We start from the raw sequence: 23,985 nt of genomic DNA on the forward strand, positions 1-23,985 counted from the left end.
TGTGACTCGCCTCGCCCGCCTCCGGAAGGACCTCCCAGCGGGCAGGTGAGATAGTGGCTCCGTGGAAGACAGGATCCAGACCGAGTGGCTCAGCATCCCGGACGTCGCCGAGCTCATCGACGACACGCCGGGGCGCGTGCGTCGCCTGCTCGACGACAACGTGCTCGTCGCCTCGCGCCGAGAGGGGCCCGTCAAGGTCCCCGCCGTCTTCTTCCTGGACGGTGAGATCCTCTCGTCGCTGCGCGGCACGATCTTCGTCCTGCGGGACGCGGGCTTCGACGACGACGGCGTGATCGACTGGCTGCTCACGCCGGAGGAGTCCCTCGGCGTCGCGCCGATCGAATCACTGCGGGCCGGCCGCAAGGCCGAGGTCCGCCGCGTGGCGCAGACGCTCCTCTGATCCCGCGCCCGTTCGTCGCCCGCGACTGAGCGGGCTGGGCAGGCCTCAGACGCGCCGGTCGACCGCGGCGCGGGCGAGTGCGCGCAGCTCACTCGCCGCGTCCTCGCCGAGCGAGGTCGCCGCCAGTGCCGCATCCGCCTCGGACGCGTAGTCGGCGATGAGACCCTCCACCCGCGCGAGCGGGTCGCCGGCGATGCGCTCGCGCAGCCAGACGAGATCCTCGTCGCTCATGTCGCCATCGCCGAGCAGCGCATCGATGCGTGCGCGGTCCGCGGCGGTCGCCGCCGCACGGGCGAATGCGATGAGCGCCGTCCGCTTCCCCTCGCGCAGGTCGTCGCCGGCGGGCTTGCCGGTCTCGGCCGCGTCGCCGAACACGCCGAGGACGTCATCGCGCAGCTGGAAGGCCATGCCGATGGGATGCCCGAAGGCGCGCAGCGCCTGCAGCTGCTCCTCGTCGGCGCCCGCCAGGGCCGCGCCGATGACCAGAGGCTGCTGCACGCTGTAGCGCGCCGACTTGTAGGAGGCCACGCGCAGGGCGCGCTCGGCGTGGGCATCGTCGCCCGCCACGCTCCACGCCGACTCCTCGGCGATGTCGAGGTACTGGCCGATCGTCACGTCGCGGCGCATGCGCGCGTACTCGGCGCGCGCGGTCGCGGCGGCGCCGGAGGGGAGGAGGGCGAGGGACTCCTCCAGGAGGTCGTCGCTCCAGGCCACCAGCAGGTCGCCCAGCAGCACCGAGGCCGAGCGGCCGTATCGGTCGGCATCGCCGGCCCAGCCCGCCGCGCGATGGCCGGCCTCGAGCGCACGGTGCGCCGAGGGGCGCCCGCGGCGGGTGTCGGAGTTGTCGATGAGGTCGTCGTGCACCAGCGCCGCGGCCTGGAAGATCTCGAGGGCCGCCGCCACGCCGATGACCGCCGCGGCGTCTGCGTCCGACGCGCCCGAGCGGTCGGCGGCTCCGCGCCAGCCCCACCAGCAGAATCGGGCCCTGAGGCGCTTGCCCCCCTGCAGGCTGGCGGCCGCCTGCTCGACGAACCCGACCCCCTCGGATCCCAGTTCTGACGCCTCGGCGCGGCGAATCGCGAGGAACTTATCGAGACGCTGGGAGATCTCTTCGACAAGGGGGAGTGAGGGCGTCACAGGCCTAGCCTAGTTCTCCAGCCCGAGACTAGAATGAGGGCACTCATCACATGAGGGGGATCCGATGCCACTCTCCGAACAGGAGCAGCGCCTTCTCGATGAGATGGAACGCCATCTCATGCAGAACGACGCCGATGTCGTCAGCGCGCCCGCCGGGCCGCAGGTACTGAGTTACCGAAACCTGATCATCGGCGCGCTGGTGGTGCTCGCCGGTCTCGGCGCGGTCATCGCCGGCATCGCCCTGTGGGGCACCAGCCTGCCGGTGGGGCTGATCCTGGGCGTCGTCGGCTTCGCCGCGATGCTCGGCGGAGTGATCCTCGCGGTCACGCCCGTCAAGGGCGCCGTCCCCACCGCGACGTCCGGCGGCGCGCAACCCTCGCGAGCGCCCCGTCAGGGCACCTTCATGGATCGCATGAACGACCGCTGGGACCGCCGACAGGGCGGCGACAGCTAGCCTTCGGCCTCGCGTATGACAGACCGCGAGCCCCTCATCGCTTATGGCGGCCGTCGCAACTCGAAGTTGCGGCGGCCTTCACTGTGTCGGGGCGGGGGGAGTCTCCGGCTGTCCGCCCGAGGTGTCGGCGGTCGCCACGAGCGAGTCGAAGAACCGGGCGACGACATCCCGTTCGCCCTCGCTGAGGGCGGCGATGACGTCGAAGCGACGGGCATGGCTCCGCCCGACACTGGCCCGGGCGGACCGGCGGGTCTCCTCCGTGACCTCGATGACGAGGCTGCGCCGATCCGTGGGGTGCGGCAGCCGACGGATGTGGTCGCCGTCGGCGAGACGGTCGAGGAGCCGGGTCATCGAGGCTGTCGAGATGCCGAGGTGGTGGGCGATCGAGCTGGGGGTCGCGATGATTCCCTGCCGTTGCGCGGCGATGAGGAAGCGCAGGGCGCGCATGTCGGTCTCGCCGAGCTTCATGTACCGCTGCGACGCCTCGCTCATGGCGCGCTCCGTCGTGCGCCAGCGGCGCATCGCCTCCAGCACACGCACCACCTGGCTCACCTCGTCGTCGGACAGACGGGTGCGATCCACGAGCTCCTGCTCGGGGTCGAGCGTGCGCGGATCATGCATCACGACGCGCATCCTCGTCACCGGCGTCTCGTCATCCACGAGCACAGATTACTCGGCGTCTAGATATATGGTAACCATGTATCTAGCCAAGCTAGTAATTAACGAGGAGAGCTAAGTGGGCGACGTGACAGAGCGGGTTGTGCTCCTGGACGAGCAGGGGGACCCCTGCGGCGTCGCCCCGAAGGCGACCGTGCACCATGCCGAGACGGCCCTTCACCTCGCCTTCTCCTGTCATGTCCGCGACGAGAGCGGACGACTGCTGCTGACCCGTCGCGCACTGACGAAGTCGACCTGGCCCGGCACCTGGACCAACGCCTTCTGCGGCCACCCGCAGCCCTTCGAGCCCATCCCATCCGCGGTCGAGCGGCGTGCGGTTCAGGAGCTCGGACTGGAGCTGCGAGACCTCCGTCTCGTCCTCCCGGATTTCCGCTATCGCGCGGTCGATGCGTCGGGCGTCGTCGAGAACGAGATCTGCCCCGTCTACACGGCGATCGCGGTGGGCGAGCCCGTGCTCGACCCCGATGAGGCGATGGACGCCCAGTGGGTGCGCCCCGAGGATCTCGCGGCCGCGCTGACGGCGGCGCCCTGGGCCTTCAGCCCCTGGCTGGTGCTGCAGGCGCGCGAGATGTCCGGCGACGGCGCGGGCATCACGGCGGCCGCCTGGAAGGAGCCGGCGCGATGACCGCCCAGGAGACCACGACCCCGGCCACGGCGACGCAGGACGACCCGACGCAGGACGCGACGGACGGCGACCGCGTCGACAAGGTGATCGAGCAGTACTTCGCGGCCCGCATCTCGCGCGCCGAGGCGCTCGGCTTGACCGCGGCAGACCTCTGGCGCCGGGCCGCCCTCTCTGCACGCGGCGGGAAGCGGCTGCGCCCCCGGCTCGTCCTTCTCACCCACGACGCGCTCGGCGGCGCGGATCGCGCATCGGCGGCCGTGGTCGCCGCGGCGTTCGAGGTGCTGCACAGCGCGCTGCTGCTGCACGACGACGTGCTCGACGGCGACCTGCTGCGCCGTGGCCGCCCCAACCTCGCGGGGGAGTTCGCGGGGGAGGCGCTCGAGCGCGGCGTCGCCACGGCGAACGCGACCGCCTGGGGGTCGGCCTCGGGGCTGCTGGCCGGCGACCTGCTGCTGAGCGGCGTGCACACGCTGATCGCCGGGCTCGACAGCCCGGCCCGGGCCGAGCTCAACGAGATCGTGGATGACGCCCTGCTCCTCACGGCGGCCGGAGAGCACGCAGACATCGGGTTCGCGCTCGGAGTGATGCCCTCGGCCGCCGGCGACATCCGGCGCATGATGGAGCACAAGACGGCCGCGTACTCGTTCGCCGCCCCGCTGCGCGCCGGCGCGGTGCTCGCGCGAGCGGATCGCGCGACCGCCGACGCGCTGTGGCGGATCGGCACCGGCCTCGGCCTGCTCTACCAGCTGCGCGACGACGTGCTCGGGGTCTTCGGCGACGAGGGCCGAACGGGCAAGAGCGCCATGGGCGATCTGCGCGAGGGCAAGCGCACGCTGCTCGTGGCCTTCGCCGACGGCGAGCCCGAGTGGCGGGAGGTGGAGCACCTGTTCGGGAGCCGGTCGCTCGGCCCCGAGGACGCCCATCGTCTGCGCGGCGCGCTGGTGGCGAGCGGCGCCCTGCGGCAGGTGGAGGATCTGATCGCCGCCCAGGTCGCGCAGGTCGACGCGCGCATCGCCGACGCGGCCCTGCCCGACGCCCTCCGCCAGGAGCTGCGCGGCATCGCCCGGATGTGCGCGGAGCGCGACGCATGACGCCCCCGACCGGACTCGACCTCTACACGCGCACCGCGCGGGCGTCGTCCTCCCGCATCATCGGGGCGTACTCCACGTCGTTCGGGTGGGCGAGCCGGCTTCTTCCGCGCGGCGTCCGCGATCGCATCGCCGACGTGTACGCGCTGGTCCGCGTCGCCGATGAGATCGTGGACGGGCCCGCCTCGGACGCGGGCATCGACGCCGCCGAGAGGAGAGCGCTTGTCGATGCGCTCGAAAGCGAGACCCTCGCGGCGATCGAGCGCGGGTTCAGCCCGAATATGGTGGTGCATGCGTTCGCCGTGACGGCACGCGAGACCGGGATCGGGGAGGAGCTCGTGAGACCGTTCTTCGCATCCATGCGCACGGACGCGGAGGGGATCGCGACCTTCGATCGCGAGGCGTTCGGACGCTATGTCCACGGCTCCGCCGAGGTCGTCGGCTCGATGTGCCTGCGGGTGTTCGCGACGGAGGATCCGGGGATGATCATCGACGAGGAGCTCGAGGAGGGCGCCCGCAGGCTCGGGGCCGCCTTCCAGAAGGTGAACTTCCTGCGGGATCTCGGCGACGACGTGGACCGGCTCGGCCGCACGTATCTGCCCGGCGTCGATCCGGCGCGGTTCACCGAGCGGGACAAGGACGAGTTCGTGCGCGAGATCGAGGCCGACCTGGCCGTGGCCCGTGCCGCCATCGTGCGCCTCCCGCCGCGCTCTCGTCGGGCGACCGCCGCCGCGGCGGGCCTGTTCGCCCGGCTCAACGACGAGCTCCGCCGCACGCCGGCCGCCGAGCTGCGGCGCAGCCGGGTGTCGGTGCCGACCGGCGTCAAGCTCCGCGTGCTCGGGCGCGCGGCGCTGGGGCGGGTGCCCCGGTGACCGCGCGGCAGCGCGCTGTCGTGGTCGGAGGCGGGATCTCGGGTCTGGCGACCGCCGCGCTCCTCGCGAAGGACGGCGCCGACGTGACCCTCGTCGAGGCGCGCGACGAGCTCGGCGGGCGCGCCGGGCGATGGTCCTCCGACGGCTTCACCTTCGACACCGGACCGTCGTGGTACCTGATGCCGGAGGTCTTCGACCACTTCTTCCGACTGCTGGGCACCTCCGCGGCCGAGCAGCTGGATCTCGTGCGCCTCGACCCGGGCTACCGCGTCTACTTCGAGGGCGGCGGCGATCCGTTCGACCTCCCGGGTTCGGGAGCCCGCGATGCGCTGGTGTCCCTCGATCCTGATTCCGCCGAGGCCCTGGACGCGTATCTCGCCTCCGCGGCCGAGACGTACGAGCTCGCCACCTCGCGCTTCCTCTACAGCACCTACGAGTCGCTGCGCCCGTTCCTCGGGCGGGACATGCTCGCGCGGCTGCCGCGATTGGCGCGGCTGCTCGCCGAGCCGCTCGACCGGTACATCCGTCGTCACTCCGACGACCTTCGTGTCCAGCAGGTCCTGGGGTACCCCGCGGTGTTCCTCGGCACGTCGCCGGCGGCCGCACCCAGCATGTACCACCTGATGAGCCACCTCGACATCGGCCAGGGTGTGCTCTACCCGCGCGGCGGCTTCGGCTCCGTCATCGATGCCATCGCCCGGCTCGCCGAGCAGCACGGTGCGACCCTGCTCACGGGGCACCGCGCGCGGCGGATCACGGTCGAGGGCGGGCGCGCCACCGGTGTCGACGTGGAGACGCGCGACGGCGACACGCTCCACCTGCCGGCCGACGTTGTGGTCTCGAGTGCCGACCTCCACGTGACCGAGAAGCAGCTGCTCGATCCCGAGCACCGCACGCGCTCCGACTCCTGGTGGGAGGGGCGCGATCCGGGCCCCGGGGCCGTGCTGGCGCTCCTGGGCGTCCGGGGCGAGCTCCCCGAGCTCGCGCACCACACGCTCTTCTTCACGCGCGACTGGGAGCGCGGGTTCGACGCGATCTACGGATCGGATCCGCGGATCCCGGATCCGGCGTCGCTCTACGTCTGCCGTCCGAGCGCCACCGACGACGTCGCGCCCGAGGGGCACGAGAACCTGTTCGTGCTGATCCCGGTCCCCGCGGACACGGGGATCGGCGCGGGCGGAATCGACGGGGCGGGCGCACCGGCCGTGGAGGCGACGGTGGACGCCGCCATCGCGCAGATCTCGGCCTGGGCCGGTGTCCCCGATCTGGCGGAGCGCGTCGTGGTGCGGCGCAGCATCGGCCCCGAGGACTTCGAGCGCGAGTTCGGCGCCTGGCGGGGCGGGGCGCTCGGCCCCGCGCACACGCTGCGCCAGAGCGCGGTGCTGCGGGGCAGCAACGCCTCGTCGCGGGTGCGCGGCCTGCTCTACGCCGGTGCCACGACGATCCCGGGCATCGGCCTGCCGATGTGCCTCATCAGCGCAGAGCTCGTGCTGAAGCGTCTGCGCGGCGACCGGTCGGCCGGCCCGCTGGAGGAGCCGCGGTGAGCTTCGTCTACCTCGGGTGCCTTCTCGTGTCGCTCGCGGGGATGGTGCTTCTCGATCTGCGCCACCGCCTCTTTCTCGGCCGTTCGCCGCGCGCCGCGCTGGTGGTCCTGGCGATCGGGCTGGCGTTCTTCCTGATCTGGGACCTCCTCGGGATCGGCCTCGGGATCTTCTTCCGCGCCGAGACCGACTTCATGACGGGGATCCTGCTCGCCCCGGAGCTCCCCGTGGAGGAGCCGGTGTTCCTGCTGTTCCTGTGCGAGCTGACGATGGTGCTCGTGTGCGGCGCCGAGCGCCTGCTCGCGCGCCGGTGGGAGCGGCTCGCATGACCTACCTCCTGCTGTGCGCCGCGTTCCTCGCGGTGGCGCTCGTCGCCGCGGCGGTGCTGCACCGGGCCACGCGCCGTCGGGGTGGGCGCGGCATCTCGTTCGCGGCGACCGCGGTCGCCGCGGCGGTGCTGGTGGCGCTCACGGCGGTGTTCGACAACGTGATGATCGCTGCGGGCCTGTTCGCCTACGACGACGCGCACATCTCGGGCATCCGGATCGGCGCCGCCCCCATCGAGGACTTCGCGTACCCGCTCGCCGCGGCCATCCTGCTCCCGGCCATCTGGGCGCGCCTGCGCGCCGCCGACCCGACGGGGGAGCGCCGTGCTCCGTGATCTCCTGACCGCCTCTCGTCCGCTCAGCTGGATCAACACGGCCTACCCGTTCGCCGCGGCGTACCTCCTCACGGCGCGCGAGGTGGACGCCGCGCTGATCGTCGGCACGATCTTCTTCCTGATCCCGTACAACCTCGCGATGTACGGCGTGAACGACGTCTTCGACTACGCGTCCGACCTGGCCAATCCGCGCAAGGGCGGTGTGGAGGGTGCGCTGCTGACACCGGATCGGCATCGCGCCGTGCTGTGGGCGTCCGCGCTGTCCTGCCTTCCGTTCGTGGTGCTGCTGGTCGTGTGGGGGTCGCCCGTGTCGTGGGCGGTGCTCGCGGTGAGCCTCTTCGCCGTCGTCGCCTACTCCGCGCCGCCCTTCCGGTTCAAGGAGATCCCGGTGCTCGACTCGGTCACCTCGAGCGTGCACTTCGTCAGCCCGGCCGCGTACGGCGTGGCGCTTGCGGGCGGGGCCCCGGATGCCGGGCTGCTGGCGGTCCTGGGCGCGTTCTTCCTCTGGGGCCTGGCGAGTCACGCTTTCGGCGCCGTCCAGGACGTGGTCCCGGATCGCGAGGCCGGCATCGCGTCGATCGCGACGGTGCTCGGGGCCGCCCGAACCGTCCGGCTCGCGCTCGCCGCGTGGACGGCCGCCGGCCTCCTGATGCTCACCACCGGATCACCGGGGGCGTGGGCCGCGCTGCTCGCGGTGCCGTACCTGTGCGCCGCCGCGCCCTACGCCCGCGTGGCGGACGAGGACTCGGCCCGCGCGAACCGCGGCTGGCGTCATTTCCTCTGGATCAACTACGCGTGCGGCTTCGTGGTGACGATGCTGCTCATCGTCTTCGCGATCAGCACCGCCTGACGCCCCCTCGACGAAGCGCCGACCTCCGGGTCGGCGCTTTTTCGTGCGCGCGGCGTGAGGCGCGGTCGCGCTCGCAATTCGCGCTCGAATCCCTCCACCGGCCCCCACCGGCCCTCCACCGCGGAATTCCGCGGCTCACAACGCCATAACTCCCAGAAAGAGGCGCGATTGGGCCTTGTAAGTGGGGGGAAGTGGAGTAAAGTGGGGCACACCTCGGGATCGGCCGGACAAGGGGGGTGAATGGCCAGTGCTGTTGGGTACCCATACCCCCAAGCTCGACGACAAGGGTCGCGTCATCCTGCCGGCGAAGTTCCGCGAGGAGCTCGCGGGCGGCATCGTCATCACCCGCGGTCAGGAGCGCTGCCTGTACGTGTTCAGCACCTCCGAGTTCGAGCAGGTGCACGACCGGATCCGGCAGGCCCCGCTCAGCAACAAGCAGGCGCGCGACTTCCTGCGCATGTTCCTGTCGGGAGCGAGCGCGGAGACGCCCGACGGGCAGAACCGCATCACGATCCCGCAGCACCTGCGCACGTACGCCGGGCTCGAGAAGGAGCTCATCGTCACGGGTGTGGGAGCCCACGCCGAGATCTGGGATGCGGACGCCTGGAACTCGTACCTCGAGAGCAACGAGGAGACCTATTCGGAGATGGAACAGGAGGTGATCCCGGGCCTGTTCTAGACGCCTCCCCGGTTGTGACCCCCAGCCGCAGCCCTGACGCCCTTCCCCTGCGCCAGGTCCAGCGGATGGGGATCAGAGCCGGGGAAAGCGCCCCGACACCACCTACGAGCCCGAGATGACGATCATGAGCATCCGCGACATCCACATCCCCGTCCTCCTCGAGCGCTGCGTCGAGCTGCTCGGCCCCGCCCTGCAGAAGGACGGCGCCGTCTACGTCGACGGCACCCTCGGCATGGGCGGCCACTCCGAGGCCTTCCTCGAGCGCTTCCCCCACATCCGCCAGGTCGGCCTCGACCGCGACCCGGATGCCCTCCGCATCGCCGGCGAGCGGCTCGCCCCCTTCGCCGACCGCATCTCGCTCGTGCACACGGTGTACGACGGCATCGCCGAGGCCCTGAAGGCCTCCGGCTACGACCACGCCGACGCGGTCCTCTACGACATCGGCGTCTCGTCGCTGCAGCTCGACGACGCGTCGCGCGGCTTCGCCTACGCGCAGGACGCGCCCCTCGACATGCGGATGGACCCCACACAGGGCATCACCGCCGCCGACGTCATCGACACCTACGGCGAGGGCGACCTGCGCCGCATCTTCGAGCGGTACGGCGAGGAGAAGCTCTCCGGCCGCTACGCCCGGGCCATCATCGCCGCGCGCCAGAACGGCCGGATCGAGCGCTCGGGACAGCTTGTGGACATCCTCCAGGCGGCGACGCCGGCGGCGCTCAAGAACGCCGGGCACCCGGCCAAGCGCGTGTTCCAGGCGCTGCGCATCGAGGTCAACGGCGAGCTCGCCGCTCTCGAGCGCGCGATCCCGGCCGCGCTGAAGACGCTCGCGGTCGGGGGACGCCTGGTGGTGCTGTCGTACCAGTCGCTCGAGGACCGCTTCGTGAAGCGCCTGTTCACCGAGGCCACCACCTCGACGGCGCCCCAGGGCCTGCCGTTCGAGCTTCCGGAGCACGCCCCGCAGTTCCGTCTGCTCGTCAAGGGCGCCGAGCTCGCCAGCGACGAGGAAGCCGCCCGCAACCCCCGTGCCAAGCCCGTGCGCCTGCGCGCCATCGAGCGAGTGAGAGAGGCGTCATGAGTCTTGCGAACGCCGCGGTCGTCACCGCGCCGCGCCCGTCGTCGGCCCCCGAACGCGCGCCGCAGCGTCGACTGCAGGCGGTCCCGGCCGCCGCACCGCGTCGCCGCCCGAAGGTCGGATACGCCATCGTCGCCTTCGGCGGCGCCGTCGCGATCGCGGTCGCGCAGATGAGCCTGTCGGTGCTCACGACCCAGTCGTCGTACGAGCTCGCCCAGCTCAACCAGGACAAGCGCGCCGCGACCCTGCAGGCGCAGGAGCTGCGCGACGAGGTCGCGGGCCTCAGCTCGCCCCAGTACCTCGCGGCGAACGCCGCCGGACTGGGAATGGTCATCGACGGCGCGCCGAGCTTCCTGCGGCTGTCGGACGGGCAGATCATCGGAGACGGCGCGGCCGCCGGATCCGCCTCCACGGTGGACGCCAAGGGTCGCGGCGCCGTCGGAAACGCGCTGCTGGACAAGCGCCCCCTGACGACGGACCCGGAGGCGACGATCGAGGGGAAGAAGCAGGAGACCAAGGCCCCCGTCGCCGACGCGCCGAAGGCCGAGCTGCCTCCGCCCGTCACCGAGGGTCTTCCGAGCCCGACCACCCGCTGACCCTCCGGACCGGATCCCCGTTCCACCACCCGACCGACCACTGATCGCCGAGATCCGCCGCACGCCAGGGAGCACACGATGAATCCGATCGCCAAGCGCTCGTCACGGCGCCGCACGATGGTGGCGTCCGGCTTCGTGCTGCTGGTCCTGGGCGGCTTCGTCCTGCGGCTGGTCGACATCCAGGTGGTGCACGCCGCCGAGCACGTGGAGGACGCGGGCAGCAAGATGACCACGGCCGAGACGCTGTGGGGCAACCGCGGGTCGATCGTCGACGAGCACGGTGTGGTGCTGGCAAGCTCCACCATGACGTACGACGTGAACATCGATCCCACGCTGGCGAAGGATCTGAAGATCACGGACGCCGACGGCACGAAGCACGTGCGGACGTGGGACGAGCAGGCCTCGGCCATCGCCGAGGTGCTGGGCATGACGCCCGACAGCATCAAGAAGATCGTCGCCGACAAGCAGGCCACCGAGCCGGAATCGCAGTGGGCGCAGCTCACGCGCGGCGTCACGACCGCGCAGTATCAGGCGCTGCGCAACCTCGAGATCCCCGCGCTCGACTACGACGCCGTGCCGGCGCGGGCCTATCCGAACGGCGCGGTCGCGGGAAACCTCATCGGCTTCGAATCGAGCGACGGCGAGGCGCTCGCGGGCATCGAGCGCTGGCAGAACGACTGCCTCGAATCCAAGAACGGCTCGGTCAAGTACCAGTTCGGCGCCGACTCGGGTGTTCGCATCCCCGGGTCCGAGAAGCTCACCCCGGCCCAGGACGGCGGCAAGGTGCAGCTGACGATCGACTCGGATCTGCAGTGGTACATGGAGCAGATGATCGCCGAGGAGACGCAGAACCAGAAGGCCGTCACCGGCACGGTGACCGTCGTCGACGTCAAGACGGGCGCGATCCGCGCCGCCGCGCAGTACCCCGCGATGGATCCGAACGACGTGCTCGCGACCGACCCGGCGCACCGCGGCTCGGCCGTGTTCGGCACGACCTTCGAGCCGGGCTCGACCTTCAAGGCCATCACGGCGGCGTCGCTGCTCGAGGAGGGCGTCGCGAACCCCATGACCACGGTCACGGCGGGCGATTTCGAGCGCTTCGCGAACGGCGCCGCGCTCGGCGACTCGCACTCCCACCCGGTGCAGACCTACACGCTCGCCGGCGCCCTCATCGACTCGTCGAACGTCGCGCTGTCACACCTCGGCGAGCTGCTGCCCGATGTGAAGCGCTGGGAGTGGCTGAAGAAGTTCGGCATCACCGGGGGACCCGTCGTGGGCTTCCCCGGCGAGGAGAACGGGTTCATGCGGCCCCCCTCCGAATGGGATCCGCAGACCCACTACACGACCACCTTCGGCCAGGGCTTCACGGCCACCGTGCCGCAGGTCGTGAGCGCCTACCAGACCATCGCCAACGACGGCGTGCGCGTGCCGCTGAGCCTCGTCGAGTCGTGCACGGCGCCCGACGGCACCGTGACGACCCCCGAGAAGCGCGATTCCGAGCGCGTCATCAGCGAGAAGACCGCCGCCGACATGCAGCTGATGCTCGAGAACGTGGCGTTCCAGTCGTCCGTCGCCGACCAGATCCGTGTGCCCGGCTACAGCATCGCCGCCAAGACCGGCACGGCGCAGAAGACCGACAGCAACGGCGGCTACAAGGCCGGCGTCTACTTCACCAGCATCGTCGGCTTCGCCCCGGCGGAGGATCCGCAGTACGTGGTGATGATCACCCTCGATGAGCCGAAGCGGGTAACCTCGTCTGCGGCCACTGCGCCCGCCCTGCAGAAGGCGATGACCCACGTCCTGCAGTCCTACCGCATCGTCCCGGGCCGTTCAGAGCCCGAGACCGTGCTCCCGATGTTGAAGTGATGCGACCGTTCGCCCGCGCGGGCGGCAGCGCGTCACGGAGGTGCCCCTTCGCATGATCGCCCTGTCCCTCGCCGAGATCGCCGAAGCGGTCTCCGGCACCCTTCACCCGCACGGTGCGGACACGCCCGAGACCGTCGTCTCGGGCGTCGTCGACACCGACTCCCGTGCGATGGAGCCCGGCGCGATCTTCGTCGCCAAGCCGGGCGAGTCCACCGATGGCCACCTGTTCGTCGGCCGCGCCGTCGACGGCGGCGCGGTGCTCGCGCTGGTCGAGCGGGTGGTGGATGAGCCCGTGTCGCAGATCGTCGTCCCGGACGTCGTCCTCGCGATCGCCGAGCTCGCCCGCGAGGTCGTGGCCCGCGTGCGCGCCGGGGGCGCGCTGAAGATCGTCGGCGTGACCGGCTCCAACGGCAAGACGACCACCAAGAACATGCTCGCGCGGATCCTGAGCCCGGAGGGCGAGACGGTCGCGCCGAAGGGCTCGTACAACAACGCCGTCGGCGCGCCTCTGACGATGCTGCGGATCACGCACGACACGCGCTACCTGGTCTGCGAGCTCGGCGCCGACGCGCCCGGCCAGATCGGCCGCCTCGCCGGCCTCGTCACCCCGGACGTCGGAATCGTGCTGATGGTCGGCATGGCGCACGCGGGCGGCTTCGGCGGCATCGAGGGCACCGTGCGCGAGAAGTCCGAGCTCGTCCGCGCAGTGCGCCCCGGTGGCGTCGCGGTGCTCAACGCCGACGACCGCCGCGTGGCGGGCATGGCGTCGATCGCCGAGGAGCGCGGGCTCGAGATCCGCTGGTTCGGCGAGGGCGACACCGCCCACGTGCGCTCGGGCGCCCTCGAGGTCACCGCGTCCGGCACGCGCACGACCCTGACCGTCGACGGCGCCGAGCTGCCCCTGCACCTCAAGGTGCTCGGAGCGCACCACGTCAAGAACGCCCTGGCGGCGATCACCGCCGTCGGCGCCCTGGGCATCTCTCCCGCGACCGCGGTGGAGCGGATCGAGACCATGGAGCTCGCTGAGCGCTGGCGCATGCAGGTCGTCGCGGAATCGCCGATCCGGATCATCAACGACGCGTACAACGCCAGCCCCGACGCCGTCGCGGCGGCGCTGCGCACCCTCGCGCAGATCACGGGCCCCGACGAGCGGATGGTCGCCGTGCTCGGCGCCATGAGCGAGCTCGGCGACCACTCGGTCGAGGAGCACACCAAGATCGGCCTGCTGGCCGTGCGCCTGCGGATCCCGCGCATCGTCGTGGTGGGTCAGGAGGCGCGCGCGCTGTACCTCGCCGCCATCGCCGAGGGCTCCTGGAGCGACGAGGCGGTCTTCTTCGAGGACGCGGACGCCGCGTTCGAGTACCTCCTCACCGAGCTGCGCGCCGGGGACTCCGTGCTGGTGAAGTCGTCCAATGCCGCCGGACTCAGGTTCCTCGGCGATCGTCTGGGAGAATCGTTCTCGTGAGATCACTCCTGACGGCCGCCGCGATCTCGCTCGCCTTCGCGCTCTTCCTCACCCCGGTCTTCCTGCGCCTGTTCAAGCGCTGGGGCTGGGCGCAGCCCATCCGCGTCGCGAGCGCCAACGTGCTCGCCCCCGACCACGAGGTCAAGCGCGGCACGCCCACGATGGGCGGCACGATCTTCATCGTCGGCACCGTCGTCGGCTACCTCATCGGCTGCTGGGCGGGCGGGAACCCCCCGACACCGTCCGGCCTGCTCGTGATCTGGATGATGCTGTCCTTCGGTGCCGTCGGCTTCATCGACGACTACCTGAAGGTCAAGCACGACCACTCGGACGGCCTCAGCGGCTGGCGCAAGATCGCCGGGCAGATCATCGCCGTCGTGCCCTTCGGCATCGTGGCGCTGAACTTCCCCAATGACTACGGCCAGACCCCCGGCACGGGATTCATCTCGGTCTTCCGCGACATCCCCGTGCTGTCCTTCCTGGCCCTCGGCCCGGTGCTCGGCTGGCTGCTCTACCTCGCCTGGCTGTCGCTGCTGGGCACCGGCTTCTCGAACAGCGTGAACCTCACCGACGGGCTCGACGGCCTCGCCGCGGGCGCCGGCGTCTTCGTCGTCGGCGCGTACAGCCTCATCGCCTTCTGGCAGTTCAACCAGGGCTGCACCCGCCTCCTGGTCGAGCCCGGGCTCGAGCAGGCCTGCTACAACACCCGCGATCCGCTGGATCTCGCGATCGTGTCCGCCGCGCTGGTGGGAGGTCTCGTCGGGTTCCTGTGGTGGAACGCCCCGAAGGCCCAGGTGTTCATGGGCGACGTGGGCTCGATGGCCATCGGCGGCGTCGTCACGGCGATGGCCGTGCTGACCCGCACCGAGCTGCTCGGCATCCTGATCGCCGGCCTGTTCGTCATCTCGTCGGGCTCGGTGATCCTGCAGCGGCTTTACTTCAAGGCCACGCGCGGAAAGCGCCTGTTCCTGATGAGCCCGATCCATCATCACTTCGAGATGCGCGGGTGGCCCGAGGTCACCATCGTCGCGCGCTTCTGGATCATCGCCGGCCTGCTGTCCGTCAGCGGCATCGGCCTGTTCTACGTCGAGTGGCTCAGCCGCACATGACCGAGGAGTCTCCCGTGACACCCGACCCCTCCCGCCTCGATACGCTCACCAGCTGGAACGTCGACTGGAAGGGCCTGCGCGTCGCCGTGCTGGGGCTCGCGTCCACCGGGTTCTCGGTCGCCGACACGCTCGCCGAGCTCGGTGCCGATGTGCTCGTCCTCACCGAGACCGCGACCGAGGAGTACTCCCGCCTGCTGCCCGTCATCGGGGCGCGACTGTGGGAGGGGCCCCTGGCGACGGTGCCGGACGAGCTCGTCGCCTTCGCCCCCGAGGTCGTCGTCGCGTCTCCCGGCTTCCCGCCCTCGCACGCGGTGGTCTCCTGGGCGCGCGAGTCGGGTGTGCCGCTCTGGGGCGACATCGAGCTCGCCTGGCGCGTGCGCGACAAGGTGCCCGCCGCCTCGGGGGAGCCCGCCGAGTGGGTCTTCATCACCGGCACCAACGGCAAGACGACCACCACGCGGCTGACCGCCACGATGCTCGTCGAGGGCGGACTGCGCGCGGCGCCCTGCGGCAACATCGGCGTGCCGATCCTCGACGCCGTGCGCGACCCCGCGGGCTTCGACGTGCTCGTCGTCGAGCTCTCGAGCCACCAGCTCTGGTACCTCGGGCTGAACGACGGCCCCGGGTCGCCCTCGCCGCACTCGGCCGTCTGCCTGAACCTCGCCGACGACCACCTGGTCTGGCACGGCTCGTTCGACGCGTACCGCGACGCCAAGGCGCACGTGTACCGCCACACCCGGAGCGCCTGCGTCTACAACAAGGCCGACGAGGCGACCCTGCACATGGTCGAGGACGCCGATGTCGTCGAGGGCGCCCGCGCCGTCGGCTTCGACCTCGGCACGCCGGGCCCGAGCGATCTCGGCCTCGTCGACGGCATCCTCGTCGACCGCGCATTCCTCGAGGAGCGCCGCACCTCGGCCCTCGAGCTGACGACCGTCGAGGCCCTCGCCGCGCGCGACCTCGCGGCGCCCCACATCGTGGCGAACATCCTGGCCGCCGCCGCCCTCGCGCGTTCGCTCGGGGTCGAGCCCGCCGCGATCCGCTCGGCCCTGGAGCACTTCCGGCTCGACCCGCACCGCATCGAGGTCGTCGCCCGCCACGCCGGCGTCACCTGGGTCGACGACTCCAAGGCCACCAACCCCCACGCGGCGGCGTCATCGCTCGCCGCGTACCCCGGCGCCGTCTGGGTCGTGGGAGGTCAGCTGAAGGGCGTGGATATCAGCGAGCTCGTCGCGCTTCGCGGCCCGGCCTCCCGCGCGGCGGTGGTCATCGGCATCGAGCGCGCCGAGGTCGTCGCGGCTTTCGCGCGACACGCGCCCGCGGTGCCCGTCTTCGAGGTCGACGACGCCGAGACTGAGACGGTCATGGACCGAGCCGTCGAACTGGCGGCCGCGGTGGCGGGAGACGGCGACGTGGTGCTGCTGGCACCGGCCGCCGCCTCGTTCGACCAGTTCACGGGCTATGACGACCGCGGTGCGCGCTTCGCCGCCGCGGTCCGCGCACGGATCGATGGGGGAGCAGAGCGTGAGCGCAACGACGACGCCGCCCCCGAGGGGCACTGACCGCGCACCCGCCGGGTCGGGCGCGTCGCCCCAGCGCTCCGGTGCGCTGACGGCGCGCGTCACCCTCGGACGGGTGTTCGCCCCCGTGCCGGTCGAGTTCCTCCTCGTCGTCTCGTCGGCGCTGCTCCTCACCGGCTTCGGCATCGTCATGGTGACCTCCGCCACCATGGCCAGCGCGCTGAGCAACGGCGAGAGCCCCTACAACGACGGCCTCCAGCAGGGCATCTTCGCCCTGCTCGGCGTCGCCGTGATGTTCGTGGTGAGCCGCCTCCCTGTCGCTTTCTTCCGCCGCATCGCCTGGGTCGCCCTCGGCGTGGCCGTCGCCGTGCAGCTGCTGGTGTTCGTCCCCGGTCTGGGCATCGAGGTCGGCGGAAACCGCAACTGGATCCGGGTCGCCGGGTTCTCGCTGCAGCCGTCGGAGCTGATCAAGCTCACGATCGCGCTGTGGGTCGCGATGATCCTCTACCGCAAGCGCAATCTGCTCTCGCGATGGCAGCACGTCTACATCCCGCTGGTGCCCGTGGCGCTGCTCGCGATCGGCACCGTCCTGGCCGGCAAGGACCTGGGCACCTCGATGGTGCTGGTGCTCATCGTCCTCGGGTGCCTGTTCTTCTCGGGCGTGAAGCTGCGGATCTTCGCGGTGCCGGTGATCCTCGGTGGCCTCGCCGTGGCGGCGCTGGCGATCACCAGCCCGAACCGCATGACGCGCATCCTGAGCTTCATGGACGAGAACTGCGACTACCTCAAGGAGTGCTACCAGTCGTCGCACGGCATCTGGGGCCTGGCGGGCGGCGGTGTCTTCGGGCGCGGCCTCGGCAACTCCATCGAGAAGTACAACTGGCTCCCCGCGGCGGGCGACGACTACATCTTCGCCATCGTCGGCGAGGAGCTGGGGCTCATCGGCTGCATCGTGGTGCTGGCGCTGTTCGCGACGTTCGCGGTCGGCGCGTTCCGGATCATCCGCAACAGCGAGGATCAGTTCGTCCGGGTCGCCGCCGGCGGCATCACGGTCTGGATCCTCGGCCAGGCGCTCATCAACATCGGCGTTGTGCTGCGGGTGTTCCCCGTGCTCGGCGTCCCGCTGCCGTTTATGTCGGCCGGAGGATCGTCGCTGGTGGCCGTGCTGACGGCATGCGGCGTGCTGCTCGCGTTCTGCCGGACGCTGCCCGACAGATCCATCGCCAGGGCCGCCGCCGCGGCCGGGACCGCGCGGTCCGCACGACCGCCGGCTCCGCGCGGCAGGAAGAGAGACTCGTGACGACCTACCTCCTCGCCGGCGGCGGCACCGCCGGCCACGTCAACCCGCTGCTCGCCGTCGCCGACGGGATCCGCCGCCGGGAGCCCGATGCGGAGATCCTCGTCCTCGGCACCCAGGAGGGGCTCGAGGCCCGCCTGGTGCCCGAGCGCGGCTACGAGCTGCTGATCATCCCGAAGGTGCCCTTCCCGCGCCGCCCGAACCGCGCGGCGCTGCGGTTCCCGGTCGCCTTCGTGCGGGCCGTCGCCCGTGTCCGCGGCTACATCCGCGACCGCGGCGTCGACGTGGTGGTCGGCTTCGGCGGCTATGCGTCGACGCCCGCCTACCTCGCGGCCGGTCGCGAGCGCATCCCGTTCGTCGTGCACGAGGCGAACGCCCGCCCCGGCTTGGCGAACGTGCTCGGCGCGCGTCGTGCCGCGGGCGTCGGCGTGACCTTCGCCGGCACGCCCATCCGGCGCGGCGAGGTCGTGGGGATGCCGCTGCGGCCCGAGATCGTCGACCTCGACCGGGCCGCGCTGCGCGCAGAGGCCGCGGCGCACTTCGGGCTGGATCCCGCGAAGAAGACCCTCGTCACCATCGGCGGCTCGCTCGGTGCCCGGCGGCTCAACGAGGCCTTCGCCGGATCCTGGCGCGACGTCCTCGGCTCCGGGTGGCAGCTGCTGCACGCCACGGGCGAGCGATCGGAGCTCGTCGACCCGGGCGCGCCGGGCTACGCGATGGTGCGCTACATCGATCGCATGGACCTCGCCTTCGCGCTCGCCGACCTCATGGTCGCCCGGGCGGGATCGTCGACGGTCAGCGAGGTGTCGGCGCTCGGCATCCCGGCCGTCTACGTGCCCTATGCCGTCGGCAACGGGGAGCAGCGCCTCAACGCGTCATCCGCGATCGAGGCGGGTGCGGCGATCCTGATCGAGGATGCCGAGTTCACGGCGGACCGGGTGCGGTCCGAGATCGTGCCCCTGCTGCAGGACGAGGAGCGCCTGACCGCGATGGCCGCCGCGGCCGAGAAGGTCGGCGAGCGACGCGGCACCGAGAACGTCATCGCGATGGTGGACAGGGCGCTGCGGCGCTGAGCCCGGGTCGCTGAGCGCCTCTCCCGGAAGCCCCGCCTAGACTCGGAGGGCCATGATCAGACCCGACCTCAGCACCCCGATCCCCTCCCACATCGGCGCCGCGCACTTCATCGGCATCGGCGGCTCGGGGATGTCCGGCCTCGCCCGCATGTTCCTGAACGCGGGGGTGAAGGTGTCCGGCTCCGACCGCGCCGACAGCCAGAACCTGCGCGAGCTCGAGGAGCTCGGGGCGACGGTGCACGTCGGCCACGACGCCGCGAACCTCGGCGACGCCGACACGGTCATCTTCACGGGGGCGATCTGGCCCGAGAACCCCGAGTACCTGCTGGCCGTCGAGCGCGGGCTGCCGATCATCCACCGCTCGCAGGCGCTGCACTGGCTGATCGGCGGCAGCCGCCTGGTCGCGGTCGCCGGAGCGCACGGCAAGACCACCTCGACCGGCATGGTCGTCATGGGTCTGCGCGGTCTCGGAGCCGACCCGAGCTTCGTCAACGGCGGCGTCATCGCCGGGCTGGGCGTCTCGAGCGGAAGCGGCGCGGATCCGCTGTTCGTGATCGAGGCCGACGAGTCGGACGGCTCGTTCCTGCTCTACGACACCTCGATCGTGCTCATCACCAACGTCGACGCCGACCACCTCGACCACTACGGCTCCCACGACGCCTTCGACGCCGCGTTCGTCCGCTTCGCGGACGCCGCGCGCGAGGCGGTCGTCATCTCGTCCGATGACGAGGGCGCCCGTCGTGTCGCGGCCGGTCTCAGCCATCCTCACGTCGTCACGTTCGGCAAGGCCGAGGACGCCGATCTGCGGATCACCGACATCGTCACCGAGGGGCCGGTCGCCTTCACGCTGACGCATCGCGGCGAGACCGCCACCGGGCGCCTCGCGGTGCCGGGCGAGCACAACGCCGTCAACGCCGCCGGCGCCGTCGCCGTGCTGGTCGCCCTCGGCCACGAGCTGGCCCCCGCGCTCGAGGCCGTCACCGCCGGCTTCTCGGGCACGGTGCGACGCTTCGAGCTGCACGGCACCGAGCGCGGCGTGCGCGTCTACGACGACTACGCCCACCACCCGACCGAGGTCGCGGCGGCGCTGTCCGCCGCCCGCACGGTCGTCGGCGAGGGGCGCATCATCGCGCTGCACCAGCCGCACACCTACTCGCGCACCCAGCTCATGGCGGGCGACTTCGCTCACGTCCTCGAGAAGCTGGCCGACCACACGGTGGTGCTCGACGTCTACGGCGCGCGCGAGGATCCGATCCCGGGTGTCACGGGCGAGCTCGTCAGCGAGGCCTTCGACGACGCGGAGCGCGTGCACTTCGTCGCCGACTGGCAGGAGGCCGCCGACTACACCGCCTCGGTCGCCCGTGAGGGCGACTACGTGATCACGCTGGGATGCGGGAACGTGTACCAGATCATCCCGCAGGTGCTGGAGTCGCTGCGTGGTGCCGCCGCCGCCGGTGACGCCCCCGTCCGCGATGCACTGAGCGAGCGCGGCGAGCCGAAGTGAGGCGCCCCGGCCCGCTGCCCGCTCCGACGGAGCGCGCCGAGCCGAGCCCGCCGGCGGATCCGGAAGGGCTCGCCCCGTTCGAGGACGAGCCTCGCCGCCGCGGATCGCTGCTGCCGTTCCGGCAGCGGCACGCAGAACCCGAGCCCGGCCGCGAGAGCGAGCCGGATCGCGATGCATCGCCCGTCGCCGGTGACGCGGGGGAGCGCCCGACCGGATGGCGCGACGTGTGGCGCGCCTCGCGCGCGCGCCGCCGCGCCCTGCGCGCCGAGATCCGCCGGTTCACCGCACGGTCCCGTCATCGGCGCATGGTGTGGGTCGTCTCGCTGTCGGCGCTCGTGCTGCTTGTGGTGGGCAGCGTCGGCGCCGCATACAGCCCGATGTTCGCCGTGCAGAACATCACCGTCGAAGGCGCCGCGACCCTCGACGAGGCCGCCCTGCAACAGGCCCTGTCGGCGCAGATGGGTCGACCGCTGCCGCTGGTCGACCACAGCGAGGTGAAGGCCGCACTCGTCGGCTTCCCTCTCATCGAGACGTACACCCTCGAGGCGCGCCCGCCGCACGACCTGGTGCTGCGCATCGTCGAGCGCACCCCCATCGGCGCCGTGCGCTCCGACGCGGGCTTCACGGTCGTCGATGCGGCCGGCGTGGTGATGTCCACCTCCGAGGCCGAGCCCGCCGGGCTGCCGATCATCGAGGCGAAGGACGGTCTCACCTCGTCCGCCTTCGCGGCCGCCGGACAGGTGCTGCGTTCCCTGCCCGAGACCGTGCACGTCCTCGTCGCCTCGGTGAAGGCGACCACCCCGGATGACGTCACCCTCGTGCTGCGCGACGGGACCCAGGTGCTGTGGGGGAGCGCGGAGGACTCGGCGAAGAAGTCGACCGTCCTGCTCGCGGCCCCGGACGGGTACGCCTTCTACGACGTGTCGTCGCCGGGCGCGATCACCGTCCGCTGACACGATCCTGTCCGATCCGGCGACACGCCCACGCCCAATCCGCGCGTGGGGGATCTGCGCGCATACCTTCAGTGAAGGAATTGCATACCGGGCAATACTTTAACCCTCACGTAGAGCGTGAAGGTTCAGACTCCCGGATGAGACCCAGGGTTCGCAAGCATCGGAGGCCGGCATGAGCCAGAACCAGAACTACCTCGCTGTGATCAAGGTCGTCGGCGTCGGCGGCGGCGGCGTCAACGCCGTCAACCGCATGATCGAGCTCGGTCTCCGCGGAGTCGAGTTCATCGCCGTCAACACCGACGCCCAGGCGCTGCTGATGAGCGACGCCGACGTCAAGCTCGACGTGGGCCGCGAGCTCACGCGCGGGCTGGGTGCCGGCGCCGACCCCGAGGTGGGTCGTCGCGCCGCCGAGGACCACGCCGAGGAGATCGAGCAGGCTCTCGCGGGCGCCGACATGGTCTTCGTCACCGCGGGCGAGGGCGGCGGCACCGGCACGGGCGGCGCCCCGGTCGTGGCGCGCATCGCGAAGTCCATCGGCGCGCTGACCATCGGCGTCGTGACCAAGCCGTTCTCGTTCGAGGGCCGTCGCCGCCAGAACCAGGCCGAGATGGGTGTCGCTGCGCTCAAGGAAGAGGTCGACACCCTCATCGTGGTGCCGAACGACCGCCTCCTCGAGATCAGCGACCGCGGCATCTCGATGGTCGAGGCGTTCGCCACGGCCGACCAGGTGCTCCTCGCCGGTGTCCAGGGCATCACCGACCTGATCACCACTCCGGGTCTCATCAACCTCGACTTCGCCGACGTGAAGTCGGTCATGCAGGGCGCCGGCTCCGCGCTGATGGGCATCGGATCGGCGCGCGGCGCCGACCGCGCCATCAAGGCTGCCGAGCTCGCGGTCGAGTCGCCCCTGCTGGAGGCGTCGATCGAGGGCGCGCACGGTGTCCTCCTCTCGATCCAGGGCGGGTCGAACCTCGGAATCTTCGAGATCAACGACGCCGCGCAGCTCGTCAAGGAGGCCGCGCACCCCGAGGCGAACATCATCTTCGGAACGGTCATCGACGACACCCTCGGCGACGAGGTGCGCGTGACGGTCATCGCGGCGGGCTTCGACGGCGGCGAGCCGCTGCAGCGCCTCGACGTCCCGGCGCACGTGGCGACGCGATCCTCCGCTCCGGCGATCTCGACGGCTCCCGCCTCGACCGAGGCCTCGGCCCCGGCAGAGCGCGAGCCGGTCTCCGTCGCGGCCCAGGCGCCCGTGCTGCCCGACTCCGGGTTCGACTCGGCGTTCGGCGACGACGACCTCGACATCCCCGACTTCCTCAAGTAAGGATGTCGGACCTCGCGCAGCGCCTCGCCGATGTGGATCTCCGCATCGGCGAGGCCGCGCGTGCCGTCGGGCGCGATGCGGGCGAGCTGACCCGCATCGTCGTGACGAAGTTCCACCCGGCCTCGCTGGTGCGCGAGCTGCACGCCCTCGGCGTGCGCGACGTGGGCGAGAACCGTCAGCAGGAGCTCAGCGCAAAGTCGGCCGAGACGGCTGACCTCGTCGATCTGTCGTGGCACTTCATCGGACAGGCGCAGACGAACAAGGCGCGGCAGATCCGCCGCGCCGCCCACGCGGTGCACTCGGTGGATCGCGACCGGCTCGTCGACGCGCTCGACGCGGCCGCCGAGCCGGGGGATCCCGTCCTCGACGTCCTGGTGCAGATCAACCTCACCCAGGACGCCGGTCGCGGCGGCGTCGAACCCGCCGGCATCGAGCAGCTCGCCGAGCGCATCGTGGCCGCACCGACCCTGCGTCTGCGAGGCGTGATGGCGGTGGCGCCCCTCGAGGAGGCGCCGGCGGCCGCGTTCGAACGACTGGCCGGCTACGCCGCGCGCGTGCGCGCCGTGGCGCCCGATGCCACCTGGATCTCCGCCGGAATGACGGCCGACTTCGCCGAGGCGATCGCCTGCGGTGCGACACACCTGCGGATCGGTTCCGCAATCACGGGACCGCGCCCGCCCCGGGCGTAGCCTCGAACCAGACGAGCAGACTACGGAGGACGCCATGGCGAACCCGCTCAAGAAGACGATGGTCTACCTCGGCCTTGCCGACGAGGAGGAGTACGACGATGTGCAGGAGCAGTCGCCGCGTGCACATCGCGACCCGCACCGCGAGGAGCCGCAGCACGACGACGTCAAGCCTGCTCCGGTCGTGCCGCTTCGCCGCCCGGCCGTCGTCCGCCAGCCTGCGGCGGGTGCCGTGAACGAGATCGTGACGGTGCACCCCAAGCAGTACCGCGACGCGCAGATGATCGCCGAGCACTTCCGTGACGGCATCCCGGTCATCATCAACCTCTCGCAGATGAGCGACGCCGACGCGCGCCGCCTCATCGACTTCGCGAGCGGGCTCTCGCTCGGCCTCTACGGCCGCATCGAGCGCGTCACCAGCAAGGTCTTCCTGCTCTCTCCCGAGAACATCGCGGTCTCCGGCGACGGCGGCATCGCGCACGCGGATGCTGACTCCGCGCCGTTCGCGCAGGCCTGACGGCCACCCGCA

The 23,985-nt window shown here is 71.5% G+C and carries 25 protein-coding genes; 23 read left to right on the forward strand and 2 right to left on the reverse strand.

The genetic code is table 11. The annotated features are described in order from the left end of the window. Positions 1-61: 61 nt before the first annotated feature. Positions 62-400 (forward strand): Rv2175c family DNA-binding protein, encoded by a 339-nt coding sequence (locus tag ACOKGD_RS05525; protein WP_342335233.1) that lies wholly within the window; start codon positions 62-64, stop codon positions 398-400. A gap of 45 nt (positions 401-445) precedes the next feature. On the opposite strand, the gene ACOKGD_RS05530 is transcribed toward ACOKGD_RS05525, so the two are convergent. Next, the gene (locus tag ACOKGD_RS05530; protein WP_342335231.1) at positions 446-1,537 is read right to left on the reverse strand and encodes a polyprenyl synthetase family protein; all 1,092 of its coding nucleotides are present in this window, start codon (positions 1,535-1,537) and stop codon (positions 446-448) included. Positions 1,538-1,601: 64 nt separating this feature from the next. On the opposite strand from ACOKGD_RS05530, the gene ACOKGD_RS05535 reads away from it, so the two are divergent. Further along, positions 1,602-1,991: a DUF3040 domain-containing protein gene (locus ACOKGD_RS05535; protein WP_342335228.1), complete on the forward strand. Its 390-nt coding sequence runs from the start codon at positions 1,602-1,604 to the stop codon at positions 1,989-1,991. A gap of 78 nt (positions 1,992-2,069) precedes the next feature. Here ACOKGD_RS05535 and ACOKGD_RS05540 read toward each other — a convergent pair whose 3' ends face one another. Further along, positions 2,070-2,651: a MarR family winged helix-turn-helix transcriptional regulator gene (locus ACOKGD_RS05540; protein ID WP_342335226.1), complete on the reverse strand. Its 582-nt coding sequence runs from the start codon at positions 2,649-2,651 to the stop codon at positions 2,070-2,072. A gap of 76 nt (positions 2,652-2,727) precedes the next feature. On the opposite strand from ACOKGD_RS05540, the gene idi reads away from it, so the two are divergent. The 21 genes from idi to ACOKGD_RS05645 all read left to right on the forward strand — a co-directional run bounded on the left by idi (position 2,728) and on the right by ACOKGD_RS05645 (position 23,973). Further along, positions 2,728-3,294 (forward strand): isopentenyl-diphosphate Delta-isomerase, encoded by a 567-nt coding sequence (idi, locus tag ACOKGD_RS05545; RefSeq protein ID WP_342335224.1) that lies wholly within the window; start codon positions 2,728-2,730, stop codon positions 3,292-3,294. After that, the gene (locus tag ACOKGD_RS05550) at positions 3,291-4,385 is read left to right on the forward strand and encodes a polyprenyl synthetase family protein (RefSeq protein ID WP_342335222.1); all 1,095 of its coding nucleotides are present in this window, start codon (positions 3,291-3,293) and stop codon (positions 4,383-4,385) included. Before idi ends, ACOKGD_RS05550 begins: the two co-directional genes overlap by 4 nt. Beyond that, positions 4,382-5,254 carry a phytoene/squalene synthase family protein gene (locus ACOKGD_RS05555; protein ID WP_342335220.1) on the forward strand — a complete coding sequence of 291 codons (873 nt, stop codon included), beginning with the start codon at positions 4,382-4,384 and terminating at the stop codon, positions 5,252-5,254. Before ACOKGD_RS05550 ends, ACOKGD_RS05555 begins: the two co-directional genes overlap by 4 nt. Then, positions 5,251-6,798: a phytoene desaturase family protein gene (crtI, locus tag ACOKGD_RS05560; RefSeq protein ID WP_342335218.1), complete on the forward strand. Its 1,548-nt coding sequence runs from the start codon at positions 5,251-5,253 to the stop codon at positions 6,796-6,798. The genes ACOKGD_RS05555 and crtI overlap by 4 nt, the downstream gene beginning before the upstream one ends. After that, positions 6,795-7,124 carry a lycopene cyclase domain-containing protein gene (locus tag ACOKGD_RS05565; protein WP_342335216.1) on the forward strand — a complete coding sequence of 110 codons (330 nt, stop codon included), beginning with the start codon at positions 6,795-6,797 and terminating at the stop codon, positions 7,122-7,124. Before crtI ends, ACOKGD_RS05565 begins: the two co-directional genes overlap by 4 nt. Next, positions 7,121-7,456 (forward strand): lycopene cyclase domain-containing protein, encoded by a 336-nt coding sequence (locus ACOKGD_RS05570; RefSeq protein ID WP_342335214.1) that lies wholly within the window; start codon positions 7,121-7,123, stop codon positions 7,454-7,456. Before ACOKGD_RS05565 ends, ACOKGD_RS05570 begins: the two co-directional genes overlap by 4 nt. Next, entirely contained in the window at positions 7,446-8,306 is an 861-nt protein-coding gene (locus tag ACOKGD_RS05575) for a prenyltransferase (protein ID WP_342335213.1), read from the forward strand. Before ACOKGD_RS05570 ends, ACOKGD_RS05575 begins: the two co-directional genes overlap by 11 nt. Positions 8,307-8,553: 247 nt before the next feature. After that, positions 8,554-8,985, forward strand: coding sequence for a division/cell wall cluster transcriptional repressor MraZ (gene mraZ / locus ACOKGD_RS05580; RefSeq protein WP_342335212.1), 432 nt, complete (start codon positions 8,554-8,556; stop codon positions 8,983-8,985). A gap of 124 nt (positions 8,986-9,109) precedes the next feature. After that, positions 9,110-10,063: a 16S rRNA (cytosine(1402)-N(4))-methyltransferase RsmH gene (gene rsmH / locus ACOKGD_RS05585; RefSeq protein ID WP_342335544.1), complete on the forward strand. Its 954-nt coding sequence runs from the start codon at positions 9,110-9,112 to the stop codon at positions 10,061-10,063. Then, positions 10,060-10,656 (forward strand): hypothetical protein, encoded by a 597-nt coding sequence (locus tag ACOKGD_RS05590; RefSeq protein ID WP_342335211.1) that lies wholly within the window; start codon positions 10,060-10,062, stop codon positions 10,654-10,656. Before rsmH ends, ACOKGD_RS05590 begins: the two co-directional genes overlap by 4 nt. 78 nt (positions 10,657-10,734) lie before the next feature. Continuing rightward, on the forward strand, positions 10,735-12,522 hold the full coding sequence (locus tag ACOKGD_RS05595) for a peptidoglycan D,D-transpeptidase FtsI family protein (protein ID WP_342335209.1): 1,788 nt from the start codon (positions 10,735-10,737) through the stop codon (positions 12,520-12,522). A gap of 52 nt (positions 12,523-12,574) precedes the next feature. After that, a complete protein-coding gene (locus ACOKGD_RS05600; RefSeq protein WP_342335208.1) occupies positions 12,575-13,987 on the forward strand; it encodes a UDP-N-acetylmuramoyl-tripeptide--D-alanyl-D-alanine ligase in 1,413 nt (470 codons plus the stop codon). Beyond that, positions 13,984-15,096: a phospho-N-acetylmuramoyl-pentapeptide-transferase gene (mraY, locus tag ACOKGD_RS05605; protein WP_342335207.1), complete on the forward strand. Its 1,113-nt coding sequence runs from the start codon at positions 13,984-13,986 to the stop codon at positions 15,094-15,096. The genes ACOKGD_RS05600 and mraY overlap by 4 nt, the downstream gene beginning before the upstream one ends. 14 nt (positions 15,097-15,110) lie before the next feature. Continuing rightward, positions 15,111-16,658, forward strand: a complete 1,548-nt coding sequence (gene murD / locus ACOKGD_RS05610) for a UDP-N-acetylmuramoyl-L-alanine--D-glutamate ligase (protein ID WP_342335205.1) — start codon at positions 15,111-15,113, stop codon at positions 16,656-16,658. Beyond that, entirely contained in the window at positions 16,606-17,916 is a 1,311-nt protein-coding gene (ftsW, locus tag ACOKGD_RS05615) for a putative lipid II flippase FtsW (protein WP_421355096.1), read from the forward strand. Before murD ends, ftsW begins: the two co-directional genes overlap by 53 nt. After that, entirely contained in the window at positions 17,913-18,986 is a 1,074-nt protein-coding gene (locus ACOKGD_RS05620; protein ID WP_342335203.1) for a UDP-N-acetylglucosamine--N-acetylmuramyl-(pentapeptide) pyrophosphoryl-undecaprenol N-acetylglucosamine transferase, read from the forward strand. Before ftsW ends, ACOKGD_RS05620 begins: the two co-directional genes overlap by 4 nt. Before the next feature lie 52 nt (positions 18,987-19,038). Then, the gene (murC, locus tag ACOKGD_RS05625) at positions 19,039-20,490 is read left to right on the forward strand and encodes a UDP-N-acetylmuramate--L-alanine ligase (protein WP_342335201.1); all 1,452 of its coding nucleotides are present in this window, start codon (positions 19,039-19,041) and stop codon (positions 20,488-20,490) included. Further along, a complete protein-coding gene (locus ACOKGD_RS05630; protein ID WP_342335200.1) occupies positions 20,487-21,443 on the forward strand; it encodes an FtsQ-type POTRA domain-containing protein in 957 nt (318 codons plus the stop codon). The genes murC and ACOKGD_RS05630 overlap by 4 nt, the downstream gene beginning before the upstream one ends. A 172-nt stretch (positions 21,444-21,615) precedes the next feature. Beyond that, positions 21,616-22,770, forward strand: a complete 1,155-nt coding sequence (ftsZ, locus tag ACOKGD_RS05635; protein ID WP_342335199.1) for a cell division protein FtsZ — start codon at positions 21,616-21,618, stop codon at positions 22,768-22,770. 2 nt (positions 22,771-22,772) lie between these two features. Then, the gene (locus ACOKGD_RS05640; RefSeq protein WP_342335197.1) at positions 22,773-23,459 is read left to right on the forward strand and encodes a YggS family pyridoxal phosphate-dependent enzyme; all 687 of its coding nucleotides are present in this window, start codon (positions 22,773-22,775) and stop codon (positions 23,457-23,459) included. Positions 23,460-23,493: 34 nt separating this feature from the next. After that, positions 23,494-23,973, forward strand: a complete 480-nt coding sequence (locus ACOKGD_RS05645; protein ID WP_342335195.1) for a cell division protein SepF — start codon at positions 23,494-23,496, stop codon at positions 23,971-23,973. The last annotated feature ends 12 nt before the right edge of the window (positions 23,974-23,985 follow it).

It is taken from the genome of Microbacterium phosphatis (assembly GCF_049177115.1).
Lineage (GTDB): Bacteria > Actinomycetota > Actinomycetes > Actinomycetales > Microbacteriaceae > Microbacterium > Microbacterium phosphatis.

Coding starts and splice junctions, on each gene's coding strand:
- ACOKGD_RS05535 (WP_342335228.1), top strand. CDS start 1,602: ATGCCACTCTCCGAACAGGAGCAGCGCCTTCTCGATGAGATGGAACGC.
- ACOKGD_RS05550 (WP_342335222.1), top strand. CDS start 3,291: ATGACCGCCCAGGAGACCACGACCCCGGCCACGGCGACGCAGGACGAC.
- ACOKGD_RS05555 (WP_342335220.1), top strand. CDS start 4,382: ATGACGCCCCCGACCGGACTCGACCTCTACACGCGCACCGCGCGGGCG.
- ACOKGD_RS05570 (WP_342335214.1), top strand. CDS start 7,121: ATGACCTACCTCCTGCTGTGCGCCGCGTTCCTCGCGGTGGCGCTCGTC.
- rsmH (WP_342335544.1), top strand. CDS start 9,110: ATGAGCATCCGCGACATCCACATCCCCGTCCTCCTCGAGCGCTGCGTC.
- ACOKGD_RS05590 (WP_342335211.1), top strand. CDS start 10,060: ATGAGTCTTGCGAACGCCGCGGTCGTCACCGCGCCGCGCCCGTCGTCG.
- ACOKGD_RS05595 (WP_342335209.1), top strand. CDS start 10,735: ATGAATCCGATCGCCAAGCGCTCGTCACGGCGCCGCACGATGGTGGCG.
- ACOKGD_RS05600 (WP_342335208.1), top strand. CDS start 12,575: ATGATCGCCCTGTCCCTCGCCGAGATCGCCGAAGCGGTCTCCGGCACC.
- ftsW (WP_421355096.1), top strand. CDS start 16,606: ATGGGGGAGCAGAGCGTGAGCGCAACGACGACGCCGCCCCCGAGGGGC.
- murC (WP_342335201.1), top strand. CDS start 19,039: ATGATCAGACCCGACCTCAGCACCCCGATCCCCTCCCACATCGGCGCC.
- ftsZ (WP_342335199.1), top strand. CDS start 21,616: ATGAGCCAGAACCAGAACTACCTCGCTGTGATCAAGGTCGTCGGCGTC.
- ACOKGD_RS05640 (WP_342335197.1), top strand. CDS start 22,773: ATGTCGGACCTCGCGCAGCGCCTCGCCGATGTGGATCTCCGCATCGGC.
- ACOKGD_RS05645 (WP_342335195.1), top strand. CDS start 23,494: ATGGCGAACCCGCTCAAGAAGACGATGGTCTACCTCGGCCTTGCCGAC.